The sequence below is a fragment of the Pseudomonadota bacterium genome, assembly GCA_039193195.1.
Lineage (GTDB): Bacteria > Pseudomonadota > Gammaproteobacteria > Steroidobacterales > JBCBZW01 > JBCBZW01.
In genome coordinates, this window is the sequence record JBCCWS010000005.1 from 132,777 (window position 1) to 158,567 (window position 25,791).

21 protein-coding genes are annotated in these 25,791 nt (G+C 63.5%); 11 read left to right on the forward strand and 10 right to left on the reverse strand.

Features of this window, described 5'->3' with window-relative positions:
• The first annotated feature begins 49 nt into the window (after positions 1 to 49).
• Positions 50 to 997 carry a hypothetical protein gene (locus tag AAGA68_07300; protein ID MEM9384851.1) on the forward strand — a complete coding sequence of 316 codons (948 nt, stop codon included), beginning with the start codon at positions 50 to 52 and terminating at the stop codon, positions 995 to 997.
• Positions 998 to 1,003: 6 nt separating this feature from the next.
• On the opposite strand, the gene AAGA68_07305 is transcribed toward AAGA68_07300, so the two are convergent.
• The 3 genes from AAGA68_07305 to AAGA68_07315 all read right to left on the reverse strand — a co-directional run bounded on the left by AAGA68_07305 (position 1,004) and on the right by AAGA68_07315 (position 5,085).
• Entirely contained in the window at positions 1,004 to 2,809 is a 1,806-nt protein-coding gene (locus tag AAGA68_07305) for a right-handed parallel beta-helix repeat-containing protein (GenBank protein ID MEM9384852.1), read from the reverse strand.
• Between the two features lie 256 nt (positions 2,810 to 3,065).
• Positions 3,066 to 3,698 (reverse strand): hypothetical protein, encoded by a 633-nt coding sequence (locus AAGA68_07310; GenBank protein ID MEM9384853.1) that lies wholly within the window; start codon positions 3,696 to 3,698, stop codon positions 3,066 to 3,068.
• 409 nt (positions 3,699 to 4,107) lie between these two features.
• Complete coding sequence (locus AAGA68_07315; GenBank protein MEM9384854.1) at positions 4,108 to 5,085, reverse strand: caspase family protein; 978 nt, start codon at positions 5,083 to 5,085, stop codon at positions 4,108 to 4,110.
• Positions 5,086 to 5,436: 351 nt separating this feature from the next.
• Between AAGA68_07315 and AAGA68_07320 the strand changes: the two genes are divergently transcribed.
• Positions 5,437 to 6,060 carry a hypothetical protein gene (locus AAGA68_07320; protein MEM9384855.1) on the forward strand — a complete coding sequence of 208 codons (624 nt, stop codon included), beginning with the start codon at positions 5,437 to 5,439 and terminating at the stop codon, positions 6,058 to 6,060.
• Here AAGA68_07320 and AAGA68_07325 read toward each other — a convergent pair.
• The 3 genes from AAGA68_07325 to AAGA68_07335 all read right to left on the reverse strand — a co-directional run bounded on the left by AAGA68_07325 (position 6,057) and on the right by AAGA68_07335 (position 8,304).
• Entirely contained in the window at positions 6,057 to 6,305 is a 249-nt protein-coding gene (locus tag AAGA68_07325; GenBank protein ID MEM9384856.1) for a hypothetical protein, read from the reverse strand. The two genes, AAGA68_07320 and AAGA68_07325, sit on opposite strands and share 4 nt — an antisense overlap.
• Positions 6,306 to 6,590: 285 nt before the next feature.
• Positions 6,591 to 7,463 (reverse strand): cupin-like domain-containing protein, encoded by an 873-nt coding sequence (locus AAGA68_07330; protein MEM9384857.1) that lies wholly within the window; start codon positions 7,461 to 7,463, stop codon positions 6,591 to 6,593.
• Between the two features lie 31 nt (positions 7,464 to 7,494).
• Positions 7,495 to 8,304 carry an alpha/beta hydrolase gene (locus tag AAGA68_07335; GenBank protein MEM9384858.1) on the reverse strand — a complete coding sequence of 270 codons (810 nt, stop codon included), beginning with the start codon at positions 8,302 to 8,304 and terminating at the stop codon, positions 7,495 to 7,497.
• Positions 8,305 to 9,273: 969 nt separating this feature from the next.
• Here AAGA68_07335 and AAGA68_07340 point away from each other — a divergent pair.
• The 3 genes from AAGA68_07340 to AAGA68_07350 all read left to right on the forward strand — a co-directional run bounded on the left by AAGA68_07340 (position 9,274) and on the right by AAGA68_07350 (position 12,215).
• On the forward strand, positions 9,274 to 10,368 hold the full coding sequence (locus tag AAGA68_07340; GenBank protein ID MEM9384859.1) for a TraB/GumN family protein: 1,095 nt from the start codon (positions 9,274 to 9,276) through the stop codon (positions 10,366 to 10,368).
• Between the two features lie 89 nt (positions 10,369 to 10,457).
• On the forward strand, positions 10,458 to 11,165 hold the full coding sequence (locus AAGA68_07345) for a hypothetical protein (GenBank protein MEM9384860.1): 708 nt from the start codon (positions 10,458 to 10,460) through the stop codon (positions 11,163 to 11,165).
• A gap of 513 nt (positions 11,166 to 11,678) precedes the next feature.
• Positions 11,679 to 12,215: a hypothetical protein gene (locus tag AAGA68_07350; GenBank protein MEM9384861.1), complete on the forward strand. Its 537-nt coding sequence runs from the start codon at positions 11,679 to 11,681 to the stop codon at positions 12,213 to 12,215.
• A 16-nt stretch (positions 12,216 to 12,231) separates the two neighbouring features.
• On the opposite strand, the gene AAGA68_07355 is transcribed toward AAGA68_07350, so the two are convergent.
• Together AAGA68_07355 and AAGA68_07360 are read right to left on the reverse strand one after the other, a co-directional pair.
• The gene (locus AAGA68_07355) at positions 12,232 to 14,043 is read right to left on the reverse strand and encodes an AAA family ATPase (protein ID MEM9384862.1); all 1,812 of its coding nucleotides are present in this window, start codon (positions 14,041 to 14,043) and stop codon (positions 12,232 to 12,234) included.
• Between the two features lie 206 nt (positions 14,044 to 14,249).
• The gene (locus AAGA68_07360; protein ID MEM9384863.1) at positions 14,250 to 14,981 is read right to left on the reverse strand and encodes a PEP-CTERM sorting domain-containing protein; all 732 of its coding nucleotides are present in this window, start codon (positions 14,979 to 14,981) and stop codon (positions 14,250 to 14,252) included.
• Between the two features lie 1,047 nt (positions 14,982 to 16,028).
• On the opposite strand from AAGA68_07360, the gene AAGA68_07365 reads away from it, so the two are divergent.
• Positions 16,029 to 16,283: a DUF2164 domain-containing protein gene (locus tag AAGA68_07365; GenBank protein MEM9384864.1), complete on the forward strand. Its 255-nt coding sequence runs from the start codon at positions 16,029 to 16,031 to the stop codon at positions 16,281 to 16,283.
• 199 nt (positions 16,284 to 16,482) lie between these two features.
• Here AAGA68_07365 and nth read toward each other — a convergent pair whose 3' ends face one another.
• Positions 16,483 to 17,166: an endonuclease III gene (gene nth, locus AAGA68_07370; protein ID MEM9384865.1), complete on the reverse strand. Its 684-nt coding sequence runs from the start codon at positions 17,164 to 17,166 to the stop codon at positions 16,483 to 16,485.
• Between the two features lie 202 nt (positions 17,167 to 17,368).
• Between nth and AAGA68_07375 the strand changes: the two genes are divergently transcribed.
• The 4 genes from AAGA68_07375 to AAGA68_07390 all read left to right on the forward strand — a co-directional run bounded on the left by AAGA68_07375 (position 17,369) and on the right by AAGA68_07390 (position 22,006).
• Positions 17,369 to 17,902 carry a Rid family hydrolase gene (locus AAGA68_07375; GenBank protein ID MEM9384866.1) on the forward strand — a complete coding sequence of 178 codons (534 nt, stop codon included), beginning with the start codon at positions 17,369 to 17,371 and terminating at the stop codon, positions 17,900 to 17,902.
• Between the two features lie 225 nt (positions 17,903 to 18,127).
• A complete protein-coding gene (locus tag AAGA68_07380; GenBank protein ID MEM9384867.1) occupies positions 18,128 to 18,526 on the forward strand; it encodes a hypothetical protein in 399 nt (132 codons plus the stop codon).
• Positions 18,527 to 18,605: 79 nt separating this feature from the next.
• Entirely contained in the window at positions 18,606 to 21,002 is a 2,397-nt protein-coding gene (locus tag AAGA68_07385; GenBank protein ID MEM9384868.1) for a LamG-like jellyroll fold domain-containing protein, read from the forward strand.
• Positions 21,003 to 21,169: 167 nt separating this feature from the next.
• Positions 21,170 to 22,006: an alpha/beta hydrolase gene (locus AAGA68_07390; GenBank protein MEM9384869.1), complete on the forward strand. Its 837-nt coding sequence runs from the start codon at positions 21,170 to 21,172 to the stop codon at positions 22,004 to 22,006.
• Between the two features lie 136 nt (positions 22,007 to 22,142).
• Here AAGA68_07390 and AAGA68_07395 read toward each other — a convergent pair whose 3' ends face one another.
• Entirely contained in the window at positions 22,143 to 23,024 is an 882-nt protein-coding gene (locus AAGA68_07395; protein MEM9384870.1) for a LysR family transcriptional regulator, read from the reverse strand.
• Positions 23,025 to 23,155: 131 nt separating this feature from the next.
• Between AAGA68_07395 and acnB the strand changes: the two genes are divergently transcribed.
• A complete protein-coding gene (gene acnB, locus AAGA68_07400) occupies positions 23,156 to 25,759 on the forward strand; it encodes a bifunctional aconitate hydratase 2/2-methylisocitrate dehydratase (GenBank protein ID MEM9384871.1) in 2,604 nt (867 codons plus the stop codon).
• Positions 25,760 to 25,791 lie beyond the last annotated feature (32 nt).

Sequence of the window (25,791 nt, forward strand, 5' to 3'; positions counted from 1 at the left end):
GTGAGTAGCATCGACGGCTTCGTCGTTGCCGCTACGGAGCGCCCCTGCCATGCTCGCCGTTCGCGTGTTCATCCTGCTGTGCCTGTGCGTGCCCGCGGCGAGTCACGGCGCCCTCTCATGCCCCACGCAGCTGTTCGTCAGCGGCTTCGACGGTCGACCGGAGTGGGGCGATAAGGATGCCGTGCGCGACGCCGTAACACGTGGCGAACCCCTGCGTATCGGTTGGGCTATCGATTTCGATGCCGACGGCGTAGGGGAGCTAGTGCATTGGGCGGACGCCAGCTTCATCACCGCATGGGAGGGTGAGGTATTTGCCCAGGTGCAGGCGATACACCGTCAGCGCCCGGTGCGCGAGGAAGCCCGGGTGGAGATGCCGTCGCCATGGAGCGAATGGCGCGGAATTCTCGGCACCGATGGCACTCTCGCCGGTGCCCTGAGCACGCCCCGGGAAGGCGGTAGACGCGGCTCGCGGGCCGTTCGCATCGTCTGGTGTAGCGCTGCCGCGCCAAGGTGGCGAGTGCTCTACCGTCACGATGCGCAAGGCCAACCGCTAGGCGGGGCTCTAGAGAACGTGCACGCTGCGATTCGAGCCGGGCAGGCGATGCGCATCGGTTGGGGCTCGAGCGTGAACCGCGAGGGTGAGTCGCCGCGTTCGGTCGAGCATACGATCTCCCCCGATTTTCTCACCATCATCAGCGGTGGGCATGTGTCGGCTCAGCTTCCAGAGCACGTGGCGCAGCGTAGCTACTGGAACGTGGACGAGGCTTTCTTTGCTGATTCTGCAGTGCTTTGGAGGGGGTTGATGACCACGCGCGGTACCTTCGATGCCGTCTGGGTGGACCGAGGGTCGGGGGAGGAGGTGCGTCGTAGCCCGCAGCGTGCAGCGCTCACCTGGTATGGGTTTGGGGTCGCGGGGATAGATCCACCACCGTCCTTGGCAGTGCCTGGAGGCGTCATGCGAGACGCGGCACGGGCAGAGGAGCGATTGCCCCGTTGATGGGGGCTACCTCGCGGCGGTCGCGACGAGTGCTCCCCTACAGGTCTCGTACGCGCCGATGTCCGGCCGGTGCACCTGCGCTCGATCGCGCCACCCTACAGGATGCACGTACTCGCGTTGCGCCCGCGGGCTTACGACTTCTCCGCCGTCGACGGCGGGGGAAGCGAAAGTCAGAGAGAAGTCGAAGTTTGCCGGATCACTTACTCCATGCTCAACGGCCGTGATGTTAGCCTCCCGTTTTACCGAGTGAATGTAATCAGTGCTGACCAAGCCCGTGGGGGCCCCGATAGCAATGTTGTTTGCGAAGTAGGTGCGTGTGCGGGTGCCTAGTTTGAGGAAGACGCCCCGGAAGGCGCGGTTGTACAACGTGTTGTGTAACACGATCAGATCGTTGTCCTCATAGCGCAGACCCTCTGCGCCGTAGGATATGGCATGCCTGTTGGGTGTGTTCGCTGCTTGTTCGAACACGTTCCCGATCAGCAGCACGATGCCACCGTTGGCGGCATCGAAGAGGTAACTTCCGGTGCCCGTTTCGTCGGTAAAGCGATTGTAGGCGATGGTCGCTTTACTGGCGCGCGACTTCAGAAGGTGGCCTGTGTTCGAGTCGTGTGAGTAGTTGTAGCGGAAGTCCAAGCTGGCGACAGCGGCGATGTACAGATTGTGCGCCTTGCCGTCCTCGTAGCCATTGAAAGCGAATTCTGAGTATTCGATGCGCACGTGACTGGTGGGCGCGCGTGAGGCCAGCACACCGTTCTCGTTGTGATGGAGGTAGACGTGGCGAAGCGTGAGGTTGCTGCCGACGTGGCGGATCGCTGCGCCGTTGTGGTACGGGGACTGTGCGCCGGAGATCTCCACGTTTTCCACGATCACATCGTTACCGCGAAACTGCCACGCATCGCGTTGGGCGACGTTACGACCATTGGCCATGATGTGCGGTCGCCCGCCCACTCCGCGGATGAGCAGGTTGCTCTGGGGCCAAATGGCGACATCGCCTGGGTAGTCGCCGGCTAGGATTTCAACCGCATCGCCATCGTTAGCGGCGGCGGCGGCTTCCGCCACGGTGGCGTATGCTTCACCTGGGCCGACGCGGTGCACCCGCCGGTTGGCATCCAAGGGGGTCGGCGCCCACCTCGTTACCTGCGAGCGCACCCCGATACAGTCCGTATGCGCCCTCGCCTGAGCGACCTCGTCCCTTTCGATCTCCAGGGAGCTGAGTGCGCTGTCGACTCCCATATCGCCAAGGAATGCCTCGTGCGTGTCGGATAGAGAGGTACGCGCTCGAAAAAGTGAGAAGAAGCGGTCGAAGACGTCCTCTGGGCTCGCCGCGGGGTTCTCAGCGCTTGCGCGCGCCGCGAAGTAGTTGGCGAGGAATGAGGCCCTTGGTGTCAAGGAAGCGTCGTTGGCGAGTGCGTGGAGGGAGCGGACGTCGTTGTCGTCGTAGTAGGCGCGTGCTCGCAGCTCCGCCGTGATATCTGGCGCGGCGCCAGCCTCGCTGGCCTGCTCCAAGGTGGTGATAGCCAGATCGGGGCGGCTGAGTTGAAGCTCAGTCTCGGCAAGGGCGAGCAATATGGCGGGGTCTTTACCGATATCCGCCAACGCGCGGCGCAGGGCGAACCTTGCCCCCTCGACGTCACCGGCGTCGGCTAGGGCACGGGCTTGCGCGAGGGAGGATTCTTGCGATGACCCGTCATGTGAATCGCAGCCGGTCAGCAGGGCTGGCGCGGATACAGCGAGCGCGACGTTGGCGATAGCGCCGCAGATTCCCAATCGACGTTGGCTTAGTGCGTGTCGCGTGTTCTTGCGAAGAAGCAATGACGGTCACCTGGAATTCCCAGGGCAGAGCATCAACCAAACGGATGCGAATGCAAAGTGTACGCTCCGATGAGGCGGTGGTCAGCGCGATCCGGTCGACGATGGTCTGCTCAGCGCCGGTGACGACGGGCCGGGCTGTCCGCGCGTCCGTCTGCAGCTGCTGTCGGCTACAAAAGAAAAAAGGCCCGCGCTGATTGCGCGGGCCTTTTCCGAGAGGGCACAAGCGGGGCGATCCGCTCGCGGGTGTACTCGTCGCCTAGGACGCCTCGACCGCCACCTGGCGACGGCGACGGCTCATTGCGCTGAGTCCGAGCAGGCCAATCGAGGCGAGTGCTAGGGTGCCTGGCTCAGCCACTCTTGCCACGGTCAGTTCGGACACGCGGAAGCCGTTGCCCGAAGCGATAGCGCGGAATTCGTAGGACGAACCGACGAGCCCTAGGCCGGAGAAATCCAGCGTTTCTTGGGTGTTGGCGGGGCCGCCACCAATGTCGAAGCTGCCGACCAGTCCACCATCTACGAAGAGCTCAAAGGTGCTCTGTCCGCCGCCGCCGCGCTCGAAGATGACCGACTCGAGCAGGCTCACCTGGGTGGGCGAGAACTCGAAGATCAGCGCCTCATCCAAACTGCCATCAGCGAATGCTGCTACGCGGTTGCCGCCCGCGCCACCACTTACGCCCAGGCCGAAGGTGCCATTTTGGTGGATCCCTGCGCCAGTCGCCGTCACTGACACCGTCAACCCGCTAACGGTCTGCGTGAGCAAAGTGCCCACGTCGCGGTTGCCGCCGCCGTCGGCGAAGTTGAACGTGATCGGCATTGCAGAGCTCGCCGATGCGGCGAGGAAAGCAGCAAGCGCGAGCGCGCTGCGCATCAGAGTCGACTTCTTGATCATCGCTGGGTCCCTCAGAGCGGACGAGTGAATGCACTTTTTCTCCAGGATTGAAGCAAGTCTCGCGCCACCACCTTGAGGGGCCTGATTTATATATATTTTCACTTGGGTGAAGCGGGGCTGAGCAAGGCGTTGTAAGGTTTCTCGACGACAGTCGGCGGGGGTCGTGATCGCACCATCTGGCTGGTGTTGCGGTCTCGTGGGCAATTGAGTCCATTCGGAGGCGATCCAACCAATGCGTTGTGGCGGGGGGAGCTCCCCCGCGCACCACACCGTCACTCGTGCAGGGCCGCTTCGATCTCGACGTAGTCGCGAGTGTCTCCACGCGCTGACACGGTGTCATCGGCTGAGTTAGGCGACTGAGGTTCTCGTCAGCCGCTCGTGCCCAAGGCGGTGCGCGGGCCCGCCCTGGTCAGATCCGCCCGTTTGCCGCCAGGCGACGATAGTGCTCGCCCAGGGGGGTTAGCTTGCAAGCCTTCGATTCCATCGCCGCACTCCACATATGGTCGACGCCCACTGGAATCAGTAGCCGCATGCGGTTGTAGCGTTGCAAGATCGCAAAGACCTCCGTGTTCTCGAGGATTGGATCTGCCATCCCGGGAAGGCGTCCGCGCATCTCCGGTTCGAAGCTCGGGTTGAGTGGATACTCGTGACCGACTTGCGGAAAGAACTCGCAGATCCGACGCAATTCCGCCAGCGGGATCGGTGGTGTTACATCGCGCAGTGACACGAACTCCTTCACGTTGGTCTTGAAGACCGGCCGCTGCTCCCAAGTCCCCAGAGATTGGTCGATGTGCGCGTAGATGCTGCCAGGGGTGATATGCCCCGCAAGGTCGGCGGCGCCGCCCTCGAGGGCATCGACGAGGAGGTTAGTGAACACGCCATGTCCATTTCGCTCCTTGGCAGTCTGCTCCGACGTCGAGGCCGTGAGCACGGTGACTCCAGCCGCCAACGACGCGACATCGGGCTGGGTGGGGGCTGCGCCGGCAACGCCTGAGTAGCAGCTGTCGAGCAGGATGATCTTGTTCTTGGCGGGTGACTCGTTGGCGCGCACCAGGACGTCGGTTAGCGATACACCCTCATCTCCACGACTAGCGTCTGAGGCCATCAAGTAGCCCCCCGTCGTCTCCGCATAGCCGTGTCCGGCGAAGTAAAGGAGGGCGACCTCGTGATCGTCGGAGAAGAGCTCTCTAATTTGGTCCCTTAGGACCGAGCGAGTGACTTGTGCGTCCGGTCCCGTCGCTGTCAGCTTTTTGCACCCGAAGTTGAGCTTCCCATCCTCGTGTCGGGACAGGACCTTCTCCACGGACAGCGCATCGTTGACGCAGCCGTTCAGGTGCTTGTCGTGTTCGTAGTAGTTGATACCTACGACTAGTGCCTTGCGACTCATACTAAACATTTCTCCCTGAGGTGATGTGCGTACCGATCGTACCGCTTGGCGGCGAACGCTAGTTCCGGAGGTGTGAGCGCCTGCAACAGCTAGTGCGTCAATCGCTGCAAACGTCTCACCAAGGTGCCCCAAGGCCAACATCGCTCATGGGCGGCGTAGGCGCAAACGGCCGGCGTAGCAGTCGTGCCGTCCCCCTCCGATTCCCGGTCGCCAGCGGCTCCCGCGTGATCCGCACGGTCAACGCGTTGAAATCCTGCGATGGCCGCGACACAAATCCATCCATTCTGACGCCAGATTTCGACGGGCGCCGGATCCCCGGGGCTCAGCGAACAAGAAAAGGGGAACGTCGAAATGACCTCGCAAACACGCGCTATCGCCGCGGTCGCCGTACGTGGCGGCAGGATGCTCCAGCGCATGGCGGGCGTTGGACTCGTTGCTGGCTGCCTGCTCGCCCTCGCCCCGCCGCCAACGGAGGCGGCAGCCTTTGTGGGATCCTATGACTTCGGCGGACCGGTCACCGACGGTGATGTCTTCACGTTCACCTTCGAGGGCGTGATCAGTGCCGTTGATAACAATTTAATCGAGGGAGTGTCCTTCCTCTCGAACTTCGAACTTGGCGGCATGCCACTGTTTGATCCCGCCGATCCCGGCATCTTCGGCGGGCCCCTTTCGGTGATTCTGGCCGAGCTCTCCTTCGATGGCACGGCTAACTCTTTCACCGCCACGAACACGGACGCTACTGACGTGATTGCGTTCCAAACGGGCTTTGGCGCCGTGCTGCAGTCGAACGCCGGGTTCGGTCCTGGGGGCTTCTCGGTCTCAGAGAGCTTCGATCCTGCTCGGTGGTCTGTGACCGTCGCCACGGCGGTTGCGGAGCCTACGCCGCTTACGCTGCTCGCTTGTGGCGGACTCGCTTGGTCGACCAAGCGTCGGTCTCGGGCAAAGCGCAGACTTACCGTGCCGCGAGCGGCCTAAAACGGCCACTCGAGAACACGAGGGCGCGACGTGTTGCGATGCTCGAGGAGCCGCCGTCGCATGGCCTGAACCGGCGTCGCTTTGAAGTCGGGCTTTCGTACGTCGACCAAGAACTCGGCGAACGCCGGGTCTGAGTATCCGAGCTCATTGAACAGGTTGACGTCGCGCGCAATCTCGTAGGTGGTGGCTTGGGCGATGCGGTTGGGCTGGCGAATCTCGCAGGCCAGTAGTAGCAGGCAGATCACGCGGCACCGCCGCCAAGCCAGCTCACTCGCGACCACCTTGTGCTGCTATCTCGCGGCGGGTGAAATCATGGGCGAACACGGTCACTGCCTGTCGACCTTGCTACCATCGCAAAGCGGACAGGCTCGTGGAGGAGTTAGGGTTCGCGTTGCCCGCTGTCCCTGGCGTGCCGAATCGGGCCGAGGTGGCTGTGACTGATTTTGGACGCGCTGATGGGAGTGAATGACCTACTCGGGGAGGCACATGCTGGCGTACACGATCAATCCCGTTAACCCGCGCGAGCGAACTCAGGTGTTGACGCCAGGGCCGAGTCTCAACCGCCAGGGCTGTAACAACGCCTGCTGCTGCTTCCACTGGAACCATCCCTTTGGCCAAAGGATGTTCATCACCCGGTCTACGCTCTGCATGATCAGTAGGTTGTACAGACCGAGCAGTCGGCTGCGCATATCCGACGCCCCCGAGCGCAGGGAGATAGAGCAGCTCGCCTCGTCGTACACAAAGTGGTGCCAGTAGCCGCTCGGGATGTAGAGCGTCTCCCCCGGCTGCAGCTGTAGGCGATAGCCCTCGGCGTCTTTCAGGCGCGGGAAGGCCTCGAAGTCCGGCGCGTGGACGTCCACGTAGCTGCGGCAGGTGAAGGGATAGCGGTGTAGGTTGGTCCCCTGCTCGTAGGGCAGTAGGGTCACCGTCTTGCGGCCGAAGATGGCCGTGTGGAAAACGTGGGACATGTCGATATCGAAGTGCATTTGGGTCACCGAGGCCTTGCACCCAAAGAACATAAAGAGGAAGTGGCGGGAGATCCCGTCCACCAGGTCCGGGAACAGGATGTCCTCGGCCAGCTCCGGGATTTCCGTCTTGATGTTGTAGAGAAACATGCGCAGGTCCTGCGAGGTGTTCATGACCTGGTCGATGTACTCGCGCATGGGTAGGCTCTTGGCTTGGGCCATGTAGTTCTTGCCCGCGTCGACGAAGCTCGCGTCGAACACCTTGACCTGCTTGTGGGGGAAGCGCGCCTGGAAGAACTCGGGCGTCCACTTGCCCGTGGCCGGCCAGTCTTTGGCCAGGTCCTCGATGATGAGGGGTTTGAGCGGTTTGAAGTAGTCTTGCCGGAACTGGTCCGGCTCGATCGCGCTCACCCGGTCGACGTCGCGCAGTTCCATCATTCGGTTCGCCGTAGTTGGGCGCGGCGCGGCTCTAGGCCGCGAGGAACTCGCTGTAGGTGTGCAGGATGTCTGCGCGCTCCCAGTGCAGGAAATGGCCTGCGCCTGGGATCACCCGCAGCTCGCAGTCCGGGATGCGCTTGGAGGCGTCCGCCACGTCGTCGTGGTCCAAGATGGCGTCGTGCTCACCCGCCACGATCAGGGTGGTCGCTTTGATCCGGCTCAGGTCGATGAAGTCGCGGATGTCCTTGGATTTCTCTACGAACTCGCAGTGCTCGTAGAAGCTGATCAGCTGCTCGTGGCTCATGGTGCTGAACTGATCGCGCATCTGCTGCTTGTGGGCCTCCGGGATGAACTGGCCAAAGGTCTCGATCATGAGCGGCGCAATTTCTTCCTGGCGACCGGCGTGGAATAGCTCCTTGCCCGCCCGAATCACCTCGATCACCGCCCGGCTCGGCTTCGCCCCGAAGCTGCCGAGGAGCATCTTATCGATCAGTTCCGGGTGCCGCGCGGCGAGAGCGACGGAGATGATCGTCCCCCAAGAAGCTGCCGCCAGGTGCACCGTGTCGCCCTGGTTGGTCGCGTTGACCACGCCATGGAGCACGTCGACCTGCTCATCAAAGGTGATGCTGGGCGAGCCCTCGAGGATCTCACACCGCCCCTGACCGGGTAGATCGAAGACCACCACCGAGAACTGGGGCACAAAATGTCGTACGAATGACCGCCAGGCCGCCATGGTCTGCTTGGCGCCGCTGATGCAAACGATCGTTTTTTGAGCAGTGCCGTAGACCCGGTAGGGGACTCGAAATCTACCGAGCTCAAGCTCGCCTTTGGATACTTTCATACGTCTCATGACCCGTAACGTCGGTAATTCGCGCCCCGAAGCATATATGTCGGCAACAGGAGACTAACAATAAGGCCTCCTGACGAACCAATCGCCGGTTGCTTAGGGCACGCGAGCGTAGCACTGAGTGGGGGTGGCGAGCGCCGGCCAGGGCCTGTCCGGAGCTGGATTCGCGGGGTTCCCCTCTCGCGCTGGCGGGATTATACGTGGGTAATCGCCCAAGTGGTTGAAGTAAGCATGGAAATTGGTATCGGAAGCGGGGATGTAGATCTGCTGTCGGTTTCTAGAGGGCATCGAGCTGTTGTAGAGCACGAGGGTGTGAGGTGGCGAGTACGCTCGTGGGTCTGCCAACGAAGTCTGGGGCTGGCTGCCCAGGCCAAGCACTCGGCCGACAGTGCGCTATGGCAGCCAGCATCACGTGACGTTAGGCCTCTATTGCGAGCACCTGGATACGTTGCTAACAAGTCGCAGAAGCGCCGTCCCTCAAGACCCGTCGCCACCGACCTGTATGGAGCTACCCGAGCAACCAGACTGCAGCCGTTCCAGCACGCGGTTTACCTTCAGGATGCGCCTCACATACACCAAGGAGTTGCCTGGAAACGCCCTATTGGTGTCTCCCCTGGGGATCATGCCCTCTACGCCGAAGAGAAGACTCTGGGAGAGTAGTGGGCGATGATTGCTGCAGTTACGGATGTGCTGGCTACGCAAGTATCGCCTAGTGGAATTGTTAATTTCGCCAGCAGCGCTTTCGCGTAAGGATGGGATGCGCGCTACCGTGCGGTGCGTCGGGTCAGAGCGGCGAGTTGCCGCGAAGGTGATTCGAGTGTCCTTCGGTCGCTCAGGGCTCGTGATCTAGGACAGTTCTCGCTCTCTCGTCGAACCTACTTCGGTTCCCCAGGTCTTACCTCGTCGGGCTGGCTCTCGGGCCTAGCGCAAGGCGTCGTAGAACGCACCCTGCGGAGGAGTGCATTGATCAGTTTACTTTCTCGAAACGCTTCCCCCGCGATCGCTCGCGGGGCGTCGCGGGTAAGCGCACCTTCGCCGGCGTTATGGGCTCTCGCCATCGCGGCGGTGGCGCTGAACGCGCCGGCGGTGCTGGCGGATGGGGACGATACTGCGTCACGTACTCCCCTGGAAGTCGTCGTTGTGACCGGTCGCCAGCCAGGGCCACCGTTATGGCGCGTGAGCAATGGCGACAATCAGCTCTATGTGTTCCCCACCTTCTCGCCGGTGCCGAAGGGCATGATCTGGGAGTCTGATCGCGTCGCATCCGTGCTGGCGGATAGCCAAGAGGTGATCTTCGCGCCGGACGTAGAGGCGGACTTCTCCATCGGCGTCATGCTCAACCCCATCAACCTAATTCGCGGTCGACGCTTGGCCAAGCGCCTCACCCGCAATCCAGACGGCAAGACCCTCGACGAGGTTCTGCCGCCGGCACTCTACGCGCGCTACGAGGCGTTGAGGAGGCGGTACTTTCCGCGCGACGATGGCTTGGAGCGGGACCGTCCCTTCGTGGCCGGCACCCGCTTGTCGGAGCGCATTCAGCGCGAGGTTGGGCTGGTTGGCGGTGGTCAGGTGACAAAACCTCTTAGGCGCCTGATCAAGCGCCAAAACCACCTCGAGCGTACGCGCATCGAGTACGTGCTGCCCCTGAAGGGCTCCTTCAAGAAGCTGGCTCGCCGCGCGGACGAGCTCTTCGAGAGCCTATCGCAGGAGCAGGAACTTGCGTGCTTCGAGGCACAGCTGCTGCGCATGGAGGGCGACCTCGAAGCAATGAAGAGCCGCGCCAACGCCTGGGCGCAGGGCTACGTCGATGAGTTTCGAGATATCCCGTTGCCGGGCGATGAGGCGGATGCGTGCTTGCAGCTTCTGCGCGAAAGTTCGGAACTTGCGACGATCGATGAGGTGCGGGGTGAGCTCGAGGCGCGATGGCTGGCCGCGGCGGAGCAGGCGCTTGCCAACAATGCGCGCACCTTCGCCATCCTCGACATCGTCGAGCTGTTGCGCGAGGACGGACTGCTCGCCCGGCTCCAGTCACGTGGATACGAGGTTTGGGAGCCCTAAGGGTTGAGCCGAGAGAACGCTCGCCAGCGCCGTGGCATTCAGCCTAGGCTAGGGCTTGGCGCTGTGCGGTGACATTCCGAGGAACAAGGATGCGTGCTCAAGTTCTGTTGGCAGTGGCTCTTTGCGGGGTAGCGTCCGTGGCGCGGGCGGATCTGGCGGGGATGGTGTATCGCATCGACTACGAGAGCTCAGGCGTCGAGGACTGCCTGCGCTTCGCGGATGACGGCAGCTTCGCCGCGGACTCCTCGCTGCTGTTGCCGGCCGGCCATTGGGCGCAGCGGGGACCGACCTACACTGCGCATCAGAATGACGCCACTGGCAACACCTTCACCTGGGGCGGGGCGGAGCCACCTGGGAGCGGGCGGCTAATCGGTGCCTTCGTCTCGAGCTTCGGGATACGGCTCGGGTTTGCGGGAGCTGAGGACCCCGATTGCGAAGTGTCTTTCGACGAGCGGCTCGCGCTCGTCGAGCGTCTCCCCGGCCTTGCTGCGCCGATCGACGGCGATCAGATTTATGAGCTTCGATCACCCGATGGCGCCACCCGGGACTGCTTCCGTCTAAGTGCCGCTGGAGAGTTTGTGGCCGATAGCCTGAGCGCCCTCGGTCTACCAGCGGGGGCTTGGCATCGTAGTGGCGTATCGCTCGCGGCCTATCAGAGTGGCCCCCAGGAAGAGGCCTTCTCGGTCAACAGCTGGGGTGGGCTTACCCTGGCGGGTGGGGTCTTGTGGATCGGCGTCCACGACGAGGGCGTGAGGATCGTGGCTCGTGCTAACCCCGACTGTGGCGTATCACCGTAGGCAAGTCGGGGCGGGGGCTGCGGTGGTCGGGCTGGGCTCGCACAGACTCGCCGGAAAAAATTCTGGGGACCGTGACATAAATTCCCTCCGAACTACGCATATGTAGTGGGTGGCCCAAGGTAGTGGCCACGTAACCCCAGGATGTAACGACATGGAACAGCCCCTTCCGGCCATCGTGGCGCGCGGAGACAGTACAGAGACGCGCGACGATAACCCGGATCTATCAAAACCCGCCCTTGCATGGTGCACTGCCCATCATAAGCATCATGCTTATGACGAGACCTGCCCGGCGTGCGTGTATTGGGCGCGAATGCAGCATCGTCGGGTGGGGCCCCAACGCACCCAAGAGCCTGCCCCGAAGCGCTAAGCGCGCCGCAGCCGAGCCGCCTCGGCGCCGCGTTCACTTTCCCCGCCGATCGATTCGCGTCCGACTGGAACCCCGTAGACTGCGGCAAGCTCGGCGCAGAGGCATTCTGCCTCTGCGCTAGCGGCGCTCGTCACAGGAGAGTTCCCTTGGAGTGGTTGTCCCCCGAAGTCGCCGATCACCTGCAGCTGTTCACCCTGCCGCTCGAGATCATCGGGCTATTGCTGGCGACGATCGAGGTGCGCTTCGCTGCGCTCACCCAGTGGCTCAACGTGCGCTTGGTCGGCCTGCACGATGCGGTCGTTCGCAGCGATCTAAAGTGGCGACGGGAGCATCCACGCCTTGCGAGCATCACCGTGTGGAAGCGATTTCACGTGCCGATGCCGGCCTGGCTGCACTTCACGATGCTGGCCCTGGTCGTAGTCGCCCTGTTGGGGGCGTTAACGCTGCGAGGCCTCGAATCCTGGCCGGCCTTCGATGGCTCTGCGGTTCCGCGGCAGCTCTTCGATCGTTTCGCTTGGTGGGTCTACATACCGATACTAGTAGCGGCCATTTTGATGACGGCATCGATCAGGTTCGTCGTCAGCTTCGCCAGGGACCGCGCCGTGGGGACGCTGGGCTTGGTCGTCGCTGGCCTGGGCGTGTTGGGTGAGGCCTACCAGTTCACTGTCGGCCTCGTCGCATAGGACCAGCGCTTGCGGCTCAGCGTTCGCTAGCGTCGGGCGGGATCGTTCCAGCAACCAGCCGGTCGCGGCCGTCGGTGGTGCCCGCCTGGCGGGTTTCCTCGCGGATTGCCTCATGGATCACGGCGATCTGACGTACCCATGGCTGATGTTTGCGCAGGGGAGCGGGCAGCTTGCCAATCGCCGCTCGCGTATCGGAATAGGTAGCGTAAGTCGCTAGCACCAGGACGTGCCAAGGGCTCCCCTCGCGATGGGCCGTGAAGGCGGCGAGTTCGCGATCGCCTCGGAACCCCTGCCCGTGCTCGTCTAGAAAGCGCTGGATGCCCTCTGGCGAACTCGCGGCGAACAGCTGCACCGAGTACGCCTCGCCCGGCTGCTGCAAGAGCCAGCGCGCATCCCGGAGCGCGGTAGTTGGTGCCGCGGGGGCAGTGGGTGTGGATCGCTTGGGTGAGGGAGCCAAGGTTTGCGTATCGCTAGCGGCATTCGCAATCCGCGGCGTGCGGACTTGCACGTTGGGAAGGCGCGTGGCGGGGTCCGCTGGCAGCGCAGTCGGCGTCTTTGCCCGCGGCTGAGGGGTGGGCGCGGGCAGCAGGGCGACGGGCGTGGGCGCACTGGCGATCGGAGCGTTGCGTTTGCTCCGAGCCGGCTTGATCGCGCTCGCTTTGATCGGCTCGAGCGTTCCCCCGTCTAGCGGTGTCACCCTTGCGGCGGCGGCGGTGGCATCGGCCTCCACGCTCGCCAGCGGCAGTATCGACTGGCGTTCCTCGATTCGACTCCCTTCTAGCCAGGCTGGCAGCAGCAGCGCGGCCGGCACCAGCACCAGGGCCGCGCCGCTCAGCCCGGCCATCCATTGGGTGGGGATGCGATCCAGCACCCGCCCGCTGACGCGGTTCATGCAGGCCATCTGGGCGCTGACGGCCTTACGCAGCTTGTCCATCAGTGGTTTGAGGTTGTTGCTCACGGCTTGCGAGCAGCGCGCCAGCTCGCGGGCGCGATCGCCGAAGAACAGGCGGCCGTGACGGAGGAAGAACGGTTCCCACTGCAGCTCCCGCGCCGCCTCCTGCACCAGCCGTGCGCTGATCATACGCGTACGCTCGAGGGCTGCGGCGGTCAGCACCATATCCATTAAGGTGTTGATCAGCCTCGGGATTCCGCCGGTGTAGCGCTTGATAATCTTGAGCGCGCGAGGGGAGATGATCACGTCGTGGTGACCACCGGCCACGGCGAGGCGATGCTCGAGGTAGCGCCTTATCTCCTGCCGGGCCAGGGGCTCAAGGGTGTAGAACAGGCGAATGCGTTGGCGGAACTGTTCCAGTCCTTCGCTCTTGAGGGTTCGCGCCAGGCCGAGCTGGCCGACCAGAATTACCGCGAGCACGCGCCGACCTTGGTGCTGCTGGTCGGCCACCATGCGTAGGGTCTCCAAGGCCTCCCACGACAGGTGCTGAGCCTCGTCGACGATCAACGTCGTGCGACGGCCTTGCTCGATGCGCTCGCACAGCACCTCGCGCAGGCGGGCGTGCAGCTGTGGCCTGTCGCCAAGGCTATCTTGACCGAGGGCGAGGAGCAGCGTTTGCAGGAGCTCGTGCGAATCGAGTTGGGTTTGGTCGAGTAGCAGCATGTCCGCGCGGTCGACACGCCGGCACAGATCCGCCACCAGGATCGACTTACCACAGCCCGCATGGCCGGTAAGGACTACCATGCCATCGCGGCTCTCCACCGTGTAGTCCAAGTAAGCTCGGGCGGTGGCGTGCGCGGGGCTCAGGTAGAGGAAGCGTGGGTCGGGGTCCAGGCTGAACGGCGATTCGTGCAGCCTAAAGAACTCCTGGTACATCGACCTATCCGATGGCTATGTGTACTGTCAGGAGCATACGCGCCTCATTGATTTCAATCAATTAGCGCTAAAACCTCAGGTCCGACTGCAACAGATTGCGGTCCGGCTGGGAGCTAGAGATGTTCCTTCGCGTCCGGAATCACGCACGGCCCGGCCTGTCGACCGGGGCGCGTGTACCAACCGCGGGTTCGCCGCGGACTTCGCGCCTACGTGTCGCGCTGGCGGCGGCCGCTTACGCCGAGGGCGATCAGCCCCAAGCCAAACAGGGCGATGATCGCCGGTTCGGAGACCGGCGATGCGACGATGAGGGTTTGATTGGTCGTCGGGTAGTCTGGCGTGAGCACGTAGAGGTTGTACGACGACGATGTGTACCCGGCTATGGGAGATGCCAGGGTCAAGGCGCCAAGCCAGCCCTCGGCGATCGTGCGTGCGCCGCCGAAGCCCGTGGACCACAGGGAGCCCGCGTTGGCACCGTTAATGAGGCTAAAGCCCGCGTCGCCGTCGTACATGATCTCCCAAAGGGCCAGTTGGAACGCTGCGTCGAAGGTGGCGCTGCCAAGCGCCGAGGCGTAGCTGTCGTACAGCCAGGAGATATTGGCGAGCTGCTGCCCATCTAGGTAGCCGGTGCTGCCAGCCGCGTTGAAGTCGTAGCTCACCGGGCGGTTGGTCACGAGCCAGTTGGTGATGTCGATGCAGAAGGCCAGCATCTGCGAATCGGCGAAGTTGTTGTCGGGATCATTGATGACGTCGAAGTTGAACTGGCCGGCAGCGACGCGGCGCTGTACGCCGTTGCCATCCGGGCCGAACACGCGGCCGACGCGAGAGCCGGACTCAAACCCCTGGAATTCGACGTCAATGACGGTGGCGTGAGCCGTGATGGCGGCGCTCAGCGCCAGGGTCGCAGCGGCACTGGCCACCAAGTTCTTCCTTCGAAACACCGGATAACTCCTCTCGAACGCGTCCAAGTCAATGGGACGCTCATGTGGGCACCCCGTGTGGTGCCCTGCGTATTGGCCTGCATGAACCGTGCCGATCGCGGTATATCTGCCCAGAGTGGCGTCTTACGTTCACTCGGGCACGTTCGGACTAAGCCGGTGTAAAGTGCCTCGACGCAAACTAACGATACTATTGACGCGCGACTCTGTCTCGTGATCGGTAGCTACTTCGACCAATCTTTTACGTTAGTTAGGGAGGGTACCTTAGGTGGAGTTTCTTAGACCGAGTGGGCGAGTTCACATACTGTAACGTTCTCGTTGAATCCGTCAATTGATTGACGGATTCGCTCGATCGGCGGCGGGCCTGACGCTGTGGAGAGCGTGCTGCCTTGCATAACAACGTCGAGGGCGTCGCCGAAGCGCTCGTTGCTATCGGTGAGGGCTGGTCCTGGTGTCCCAAAAGCAATCAAAAACACTAGGTGGAAGGAAAAAGAAGGTCAGTGCCGAGTATGGCGTGAGTGATCGGTGCAGTTTCCTGATGACACCAGGGCGTGGTGGGTGATGCAGTTATCGCCGCCCGGGCGAGGGGATTGACGCCCGGGCGGCGCGGTATTCCTTGGATCGCGTGTGGTTGCGGGCGAAGCGCCCGACTCGCGTGGCATCCGGCCCGTCGCGTGATCTCTGAGCCTGTCGCTCGTGCAAGGAAGCGTGCTGCGGTTGTCGCAGACTTGGCTGGGGCCTGGCCTTGGCGGTCAGCTTTTGGGCGGTCGGGCGGTCGGGCGGTCGGGCGGCACCCGATGGATGCCTGAGCTTCCTATCTGCAGGTTTTGCTTCATGCTTACAGTGGATTACGAGAGGATGAGGCATGCAAGGAGGCTCTCAGGGTCCGCAGCGGGCGGCAGATGGCGGTTTCTCGCGCTACGAGTGGTTGGTTCGCGACCCTGTCCCGGCCTCCTTGGCCTCGGATTCACAGTTCGCGAAGATCGCCGCACAAGTCGCGGATCGTCAACGTCGGGTTCGCCGCCGAGGAGTGAGCGAACGGGAAGGAGTGTGAGTATGGTCGAGCTGTCAAAGGCGGACCGGGCACACCTAGTGCGCTGCCTGCAGGAGTACATGGCGAGCGAGCTGGACCAGGAGCTCGAGCAGTTCGCCGCCGAGTTTCTGCTGGACTATCTGACGCGCGAATTAGGTCCCTACTACTACAACCAGGGCTTGCTCGATGCCCAGGCACTGCTAGAAAAGCGTCTGGAGAGCATTACCGAGGCGATAGGTGAGCTCGAGCAGGTGACAGCCGCGCGTCCCTGACGCGGCGAGGTGTTAGTTCAACGAGGATCGCCCTTGCGAAAGCAGTCGCGTTGGTGGTGGCGACGGCGCCTCGCCCTGGATACTCAGGTCGATCGCCCACCTGCTCGTACTAACGTTGGTCTTCGCTCAGGTGCTGGAAGACGATTCGACGAAGTCGGTCAATATGCCGTAAGCGGCAAAGCGGCTTGCGACTAGGCGCTTACGCACGCTTTGATCGCTTGCGCGCCCTTCCGTCGCGCCGGCGTTCCTCCAAGGCGCGCTTCTTGGTGGCCGCCCAAGAGCAGATCGGGCATGTGCTCAGGTCGTGGAAGCGGGCGGGGCAGTGTTCGCGCCCGAAGAAGATGATCTGCAGGTGCACCTTCGACCAGCTCTCGCGGGGAAACACCGCTTTGAGATCCTTCTCCGTACGCTCGACGGTCGTGCCCTTCGAGAGCCCCCAGCGCGCGGCGAGGCGGTGAATATGCGTATCGACGGGAAACGCCGGCTCGCCGAAGGCCTGTGCGACGACCACGCTGGCCGTCTTGTGGCCGACGCCCGGCAGAGCCTCCAACTCGTCCAGCGTGGTCGGTACCTGCCCGTCGTGTTCTTCGACAAGGATCTGCGCCAAACGGCGAATGTTCTTGGCTTTCGTCGGAGCTAAGCCGCAGGTGCGGATCGAGGCTAAGATGTCATCCACATCGAGCTGAGCCATCTGCGCAGGTGCACTCGCCTTGGCGAACAGGTCGGGCGTAACCAAGTTCACCCGCGCGTCGGTGGTCTGGGCGGATAGCAGCACCGCGACCAGCAGGGAGAATGGGTCCTCGTGGTCGAGAGGGACGGGCGTCTGCGGGTAGAGCTCTTCGAGTTGGGCGAGGACGCGCTCGGCTTTTTCCTGTCGGGTCATGAGCGCACTGTACGTGTGAAGCTCGCGCGACCCAACCGCGAATTCGGGGTCGCCAACGCCAGCCGATGCACCTATCCTGCAACCAGCCGGTGTCTACGGTGCCGCAACGGTCTGGTGTGGGGGCAGCGAACGCCATCACGATGCGCTGAGCCGTTTCCTGCAGCGGTTGTGAAGCGGAGAGCTCGAACTTGGGAGAAGAGCAATGAGTGGCCTACAACGTAGCGGGTTGGTGTTGGTTCTCACGAGCGTGGCGATGGCCTTTCCTGCAGTGGCGGAAGACGAGACGGTGGCGCGGGACGGCCGCACGGTGACCTTTTCCGATGCTGTCCCCCGCCAGGGCAGTGGCTACGATTCTCCCTGGCACTACGCTCACGCGGTCCGCGCGGGCGATTTCGTCCACGTATCGGGCATCATCATCGCGGCCGACCGAGATGACGAGTTGCCTATCGACCGAAAGCGCTTCGCCGAGCGAACTGGCAGGGTGTTCGAGCGCCTCGAGGCAGTGCTTGCCACGGCGGGCGCTAGCGTCTCGGACGTGGTGAAGATAAACACCTTTCACGTGTTAGACGGGCGCAACACGGCCCTCTCGATCGACGAGCAAGCCTTGGTGATCGCCGAGGTGCGCGCAAAGTATGCAGGGGAGCCGCACTCAGCGTGGACGGCGGTGGGTACCACTGGGCTGTTCTCGCCGCGTGGCATCGTCGAGATCGAAGTCGTGGCGTACGTGCCACGTTAGCGGAGGCGTATGGAAGAGGTCGACCGAGGCCCGCAGGCAGCCCCTGCCGGGACGCAGCGGCAGCGTCACTTTCCGCGCCTGTTGGCGGAGTCTCTCGCAATCTTCCTAAGCGTTCTATTCGCATTCGTCGTGGACGAATAGCGCGATGACCATCGCGAGCGACGCGAGGCGAACGCCGCGCTGAGCTTAGTGCATGCGGAGCTCACTCAGAACCGCGCTGAGCTCATGGCCTTGGTGCCCACTCGGCCGAGGATGCTGGAGGGCTACATCGCGGCGTGCGGTCAACTCCAAGACGAAGGCCGTTTTCCAACTGATCTGCCGGACTTTACCACGCCCGATGTGACGAGCATCGCCTACGAGTTGGCGACCGACTCGGGCGCTGTCACCACCGTGGCCGTGGAGGAGTTGCTAGTCATCGCTCAGGCTTACGCCGCGATTAACAAGGTGAGGGAGAACGACCTCTTCTTAACCGATCGCAACGCGCAGATTCGCTACAACGATGGTGAGCAGTATCTGTCCGGTTTCGTCTATTACATCAATCGGGCGAGTATCAACGAGCCGATAGCGATCGAAGCGATCGAGCGCGCGATGCTAGTGCTCGATACGCGGTCCGCGGAGCGCTGACGCCGCCGACCGACAGTTACCGTCATGGCTTTGGAGGTCGTACTGTCCTGGTGCCTTTAGTCAGGACGGTACGACGACGATGCGTTCTCGATGGATCTGCTGCCTCCTGCTTTGTGCACTCTCGCTAGCGTCGGCCGATCCCGTGCCGTGGGAGGGACCGGAGTTCCCCGGGCGCGGCAGCACGGGCATCATCGGCACCGGCGATTTCAACGCGGACGGGATCGGCGACATCGCCTACGGCATCGGTGATGCGTTCTATTGGTTCGAAGGGCCGCAATTCGACCCAGATACGGATGAGCACCTGATTGGCGCCGGCGCCGGCACCTCCTACGGCGCGGCCACGGCCGATTTCAACGGCGATGGCTGGACGGACTTCATCGCCTCCGACGGCGCACGCAGCGACGGCCCTGGGCGTCTTTGGCTGTACTTGCATCCGGCCAGCCCCGTCCTCGCGACGGATCCTTGGCAGCGCATCGAAGTGTGGAGCGAGGATGTCTGGCATCAGAATGACGTGGCCGTGGCCGATCTCGATGGCGACGGTCGCCTAGATGTCATCGTCCGCACGCGCTCCGACGATCTGCGCGTGGTGATCGCCCTGCAAGATGCCGACATCGACGAATGGACCGTCCGCGCTTGGCCAACCGGCGAGACCAGTAACACGCCGGAGGGAATCGCCGCCGGTGATCTCGACGGCGACGGCGAGGTCGAGATCATCCTCTCCGGGGTCTACTGGGATAACCCCGGCGGTTGGCGCGATGGTGAGCCCGCGGAGTACCTGATCGATAGCGCCTTTGTGGGCAAGGCAGTGAAGGCTGCAGTCGGTGATCTCGACAACGATGGCGCGGCAGACGACGTGGTGATTTCCAAGGCGGAAGGGTCTGGGGATGTCTACGTGGCCTGGTATCGCCATGAAGGCGACCCTCAGGGAGGGGAGTCGGCCTGGACGCGCACGATCCTGCTCGACGAGGTCACCAACATCCATGCCCTGCAGGTGGCGGACGTCGATCTCGATGGCCACGACGACGTGGTGGCCGGTGCGGCTTTCGGTAGCTCAGGCCTCTATGTGTACTACGGTCGCGAGGGCGGCACCGTGTGGACCGAGCAGGTGGTAGACGCGAGTGGCAAGGCGTACGTGCTCGCCGTCGACGACCTCGATGGCGACGGGGATCTCGACCTCGTGGGGCCGCAAGTTTGGCAAGACCCGGTGGCGCTGTACCGCAACCTCTCGGACGATCCCCCGATGTCTGATGAGGAGCCACCGACCGCGCCCGAGGGCCTCGTTGCGGATGCCGTTGGGCCCTATGAGGTATCCCTGCGCTGGGAGGCCGCAAGTGACAACGTCGGGGTCAGCGTCTATACGGTTTATCAGGACGGTGTCGCGATGCTGCAGGCGCCGGGTATTCAGGCACGCGTGACGGGGCTGTCGCCCGAGCGCAGCTACCTCTTCGAGGTAACCGCTAGCGACAGCGCCGACAACGAGTCTGCACCGAGCCTACCGCTCACGGTGAATACACCCGCTGCGCCGCCGCTAGAGGAGACGCTGTTGGCTTGGTACCGCCTCGACGAGACTGTCGGCTTGGCGGCAGCGGACGAGACAGGCGCTTACCCCGGCGTGCTGCTCGGGATGCCGCGGTGGCAACCGGACGCGGGCACCTACGCGGGTGCCCTCGTGTTCGAGCATGCGGATGATCGGGTCGACCTTGGTGCCCTGACCCCCCTGGGCAGCGGCTTGACCTTGGCGGCCTGGGTGCGCTTAGACAGTCTCGACGGCGGGGGCGACGAGGCGCGCTTCGTGAGTCGTGCGAGCGGGGTGCAGGCGGATCAGCACGATTGGATGCTCGGCAACTACGGCGACGGCAGTGCCTTGCGCTTTCGCCTGCGCACCGCTGCCGGCGGCTCCACCAACACCCTCGTCAGTGCGGACGGCCTGCTGTCCTTGAGCGCTTGGACCCATGTCGCTGCCACCTACGATGGCAGCACCATGCGCTTGTATCTGGACGCGCGCGAAGTGGCTGCGCAAACCGCTACCGGTGCCGTCGCGGCGACCGCAGGCCTTAGTGCTGCATTAGGTAACCAGACGAGTGGGGCGGGCGATCGTGCCCTGCGCGGTGCGCTGGATGATGTCTACGTCTTCTCCAGTGCGCTCAGTGAGGACCAGCTGCGCCAGCTGCGAGACGGAGATCTTCTGAGCGTGGACAGCGATGGTGACGGCATCGGCGACGAGATGGACAACTGCCGCGAGGTGGAGAACGCCGCGCAGCGCGACACCGATGGCGATGGCTTCGGCAATCGCTGCGACCCGGATCTGGACAACGACCTGCTCGTCGATCGCGACGACCTACTGCTGCTGCGCGAGGTGTTCCGAACGGACGACCCGGATGCCGACCTCGATGGCAATGGGGTGGTGGCCTTTGGGGATCTCACGATCATGCGCGCTTACTTCGGTCTCCCGCCTGGACCGGGTGCCAGTCCTTAGGGGGCGCCCGCGCCAGCGCGAGCCAACGGCGTCTGACCAGGCAGCGAAAGCGCTCCTTACCAAATACGGGCGAGTGGTGCCCGTAGGCACCGTGTCGGTCATGCCCTAAGCTCGGTGCCTATGATCACGAGCCCGCCTGGCTGCCTGACGAATGCGGCCGATCGTCCATGAGTCCGCCTGTCAGCAGCGACTCGCCCGATGCGTTCGTTGGCACGATCGAGGATCATCGAGTGCCTATGGCTGGCGGCGAGGTGTTCGTGCGCGCGTGGCATCCCCGTGGGCCTCGCGTGGCCGTGCCTTGGGTGCTCCTGCACGATTCACTGGGCTGCATCGCCCTCTGGCGTGACTTTCCGGCGCGCCTCGCGGCTCTTACGGGCCGCTCTGTCTACGCCTACGATCGACTCGGCTTCGGCGCATCGAGCCCGTGTGCCACCGAAGCGACAGCGCACTTCGTCGACGAGGAAGCTTGCGATCGCCTGCCACGCCTGCTCGCGCAGCTGGCACTGGAGGAGGTCCTTCTCCTTGGACACAGCGTTGGCGCCGGCATGGCGATCACCGCCGCGGCCCAGCCGAGCCTGCACGATCGGGTGCGGGCCGTTATCACCCTCGCCGCTCAGGCCTTCGTAGAGGACCGAACGCGCGCAGGCATTCGTGCAGCGGACCGGACCTTCGCCGAACCCGTGCACTTCCAACGCTTGGCGCGCTACCACGGTGACAAGGCGGCCTGGGTACTGCGCGCGTGGGTCGACGTGTGGCTGAGTGAGGCCTTCGCCGGTTGGTCACTGGACGCAGCCCTCGAAGCCTTGCGCTGCCCGGTCTTCGCCGTTCACGGCGATCGTGATGAATACGGTTCCCTGGCCTTCCCCCGGCGCATCGTGGAAAGAAGTGGGGGTCCAAAGGCGCAGCTTCTAGTATTGGAGCGCTGCGCTCACGTTCCGCACCGTGAACGTCCGTCGGCGCTATTGGCAGCGATCACCGAGTTCGTCGCTTCGGCTGAGCTGTAGGGCGAGCATCCTGACGCTCGCTGAGGATCGACCTCGGGCGGGGCGGCGGCGGTGCATCGTTCGGGTCGAGCACTCAAGTCTCTCTCGGGTGCGCCAAGAGGTGATGTTGGTAGGTGGCCCTCGGGTCCTGCGGGGGTCACGGCGGCGTAAAGCGCGACAGGAGTTGCTTCGCGAAGCGCTCCGCCGGTGGCGCGAGTTCGCGCCCGCTACGCCGCGCGAGGCCTATCGGTCGGGTGATCGATAAGCCCTTGACCTCAAGCGGTGCGACGAGCGACTGGCTGAGCACACCCAATTGGCTAACGAATGCCATCGTTCCCGTTGTGGCCACCATGCGCAGGATGGCCGGTATCGAGCGTAGCTCCATCACCACCTGCACTTCCACACCGGCGTTGCGCAGGGCCGTATCGACGATCTGCCGGATCGCGCTGCCGCGCTCGAAGCCGACGAAGCTGCGCCCGTCCAGCTCGCCCACATCGATGCGTTGGGCGCGGGCGGTGGGAGAATCTGCAGCGGTCACGAGCACCACCTTGTCTTCGAACAGACGGCTGATCTCCAGCCCCGCCGAGCGCACCGGTTCGGTCACCAGTCCGAGTTCCAGGCGGCCGTCGCCAACGTCGCGAGCAACTTCACTGCTGCTCGCTTCCTTTACGTGAAAATGCACGCCGGGGTAAGCGCGTTGGAACTCTGCGATGGCATCAGGCAGCACGAAGGATACGGCCGTGGCGCCACCGCCGATGCGCACAGTGCCACCCTCCAGATTGCGGTGGCTCGTAACCACGGTCTTCAGCTGGTCGTAGCGCTCGATCAACGCGCGCGCCTCGGTCACCACGATCTCGCCGAGGGTAGTGAGTTCGGCACCCTTGCGGCTGCGACTGAGCAGGGCCGCTCCGAACTCTTCCTCGAGCAGCTGGATCCGCCGGGTCAGGGCGGGCTGGGTAAGGCCGAGTCGCGCCGCGGCCTCGGTGATGGCACCCGCATCGGCCACGGCCACCAGAGAGCGCATGAGGTTCAGGTCCATGACAATACCGCTAGTCTTTATATTCGGAATATTAATGCATCGTATGCAAAATATCGATTTTACGCATAAATAGGCCTGTGGTACTTTCCTCGACTGGTCCACCCCTCAGCCCACTCCTAGGAGGCAACACCATGCTCGAGGCCTATCGCGCGCACGTCGAGGAACGTGCCCAGCAGGGAATCCCGCCCAAGCCCCTGAGCGCCGAGCAAGTCACTGAGCTGGTTGAACTTATTAAGGTATCTGGCGCAGGTGAGGAGGCCCTCCTGCTAGAGCTGCTCACCCATCGCGTGCCACCGGGCGTGGACGACGCTGCCTACGTGAAAGCGGCCTTCCTGGCGGATATCGCCAAGGGGATGACTGACTGCAGCTTGATCAGTCGGGAGCGTGCGGTCGAGCTGCTCGGCACGATGCTCGGCGGCTACAACATCATGCCGCTCGTTGAACTTCTCGAGGACGACGCCCTGGGCGCCCTGGCGGGCGAGCAGCTTAAGCGTACCCTGCTCATGTTCGACGCCTTCCACGACGTGGCGGAGAAGGCGAAGGCCGGCAATGCCAACGCCAAGGCGGTCGTGCAGTCTTGGGCAGACGCCGAGTGGTTTACCGCAAAGGCCGATGTGCCTCGGGCCATCAAGCTCACCGTCTTTAAGGTGACCGGTGAGACCAACACGGACGACCTCTCGCCCGCCCAAGACGCCTGGTCGCGCCCGGATATTCCCCTGCACTCCCTGGCCATGCTCAAGAACGCGCGTGAGGGGATCACCGATGCGATTGCGCAGATCGAGGAGCTGAAGCAAAAGGGCAACCCCGTGGCCTACGTCGGCGACGTGGTCGGCACGGGCTCCTCGCGCAAGTCCGCCACCAACTCTGTGCTCTGGACCATGGGCGATGACATCCCCTACGTGCCGAACAAGCGCCAGGGTGGCGTGGTGCTCGGCGGTAAGATCGCGCCGATCTTCTTCAACACCGTAGAAGACTCGGGGGCCCTGCCGATCGAGGTGCCCGTCGACAACATGGCCATGGGCGATGCGATCGTGGTCAAGCCCTACGACGGCGTGGTCGAGAACGAGGCTGGCGAGGTCATCGCCGAGTTCACCCTGAAGACGGACGTGATCCTAGACGAGGTGAGGGCCGGTGGCCGCATCCCCCTGATCATCGGACGCAGCCTGACCGAACGCGCCCGTGAGGCACTCGACCTCGGGCCGACAGACGTGTTCCGTCGCCCCGTGGATCCAAACGATACGGGCAAGGGCTTTACGCTGGCGCAGAAGATCGTTGGTCGCGCCTGCGGCTTGGCGCAAGGGCAGGGCATTCGCCCCGGCACGTACTGTGAGCCCCGCATGGGCACGGTCGGATCCCAGGACACCACGGGCCCAATGACCCGCGATGAGCTGAAGGAGCTGGCCTGCCTCGGCTTCTCAGCCGACCTCGTCATGCAGAGTTTCTGCCACACGGCGGCATATCCGAAGCCTGTCGACATCGAAACCCAGCACACGCTGCCAGATTTCATCCAGACCCGTGGCGGCGTGAGCTTGCGCCCGGGCGACGGCATCATCCACAGCTGGCTCAACCGCATGCTGCTTCCCGATCAGGTGGGCACCGGCGGCGATTCGCACACGCGCTTCCCCCTCGGCATCTCGTTCCCGGCCGGCTCAGGTTTGGTGGCCTTCGGTGCCGCCCTCGGCGTGATCCCCTTGGATATGCCGGAGTCCGTGCTCGTGCGCTTCAGCGGCGAAATGCAGCCGGGCATCACCTTGCGTGATCTGGTCAATGCCATCCCCTACGCCGCCCTGAAACGTGGCCTGCTCACGGTGGAGAAGAAGGGTAAGAAGAACGTCTACAACGGCCGCATCCTAGAGATTGAGGGTTTGCCAAATCTCACCGTAGAACAGGCCTTCGAGCTCTCCGATGCCTCTGCGGAGCGCTCAGCAGGTGGTTGCACTATCAACCTCTCGGAAGAGTCCGTGGCTGAATATCTGCGCTCGAACATCGTGATGCTGCGCTGGATGATCGCCAACGGCTACCGCGATGTGCGCACGCTGGAGCGCCGCGCACAGGCGATGGAGGCCTGGCTCGAGAGCCCAAGTCTGCTGCGTGCTGACCCGGACGCGGAGTACGCACAAGTGATCGAGATCGACATGTCGCAGATCACCGAGCCGCTGCTGGCGTGTCCGAACGATCCGGACGACATCAAGCCTCTCTCGGAGGTGGCGGGCACCAAGATCGATGAAGTGTTCATCGGTTCGTGCATGACCAACATCGGTCACTTCCGCGCGGCCGGTAAGTTGCTGGAGGCGGCGAAGGAGGTGATCCCTACGCGCCTGTGGATGGCACCGCCAACCAAGATGGACGAGCACCAGCTCATGGAGGAGGGCTTCTACAACACTTACGCCCAGGCCGGCGCGCGAACGGAGATGCCTGGCTGCTCTCTGTGCATGGGCAATCAGGCGCGGATCGCGGCGGGCTCAACGTGTGTCTCCACCTCCACGCGGAACTTTCCCAATCGTCTCGGTCAGGGCGCCAACGTTTTCCTTGCTTCCGCGGAGCTGGCAGCGATCTGTTCTATCCTCGGGCGGATTCCCGAGAAGGACGAGTACCTAGAGTACGCGGGCAAGATCGACTCCATGGCGCCGGAGATCTACAACTACATGAACTTCGATCAGCAGGAGGAGTTCTTGGATGCCGCCGCCCGGGGCAAGACCATGGCGGCTGAGCTCATCGAGAGCAAGGCGAGCTGAGCGACGGCCACGCGCAAGAGGGGGGCCTAAGG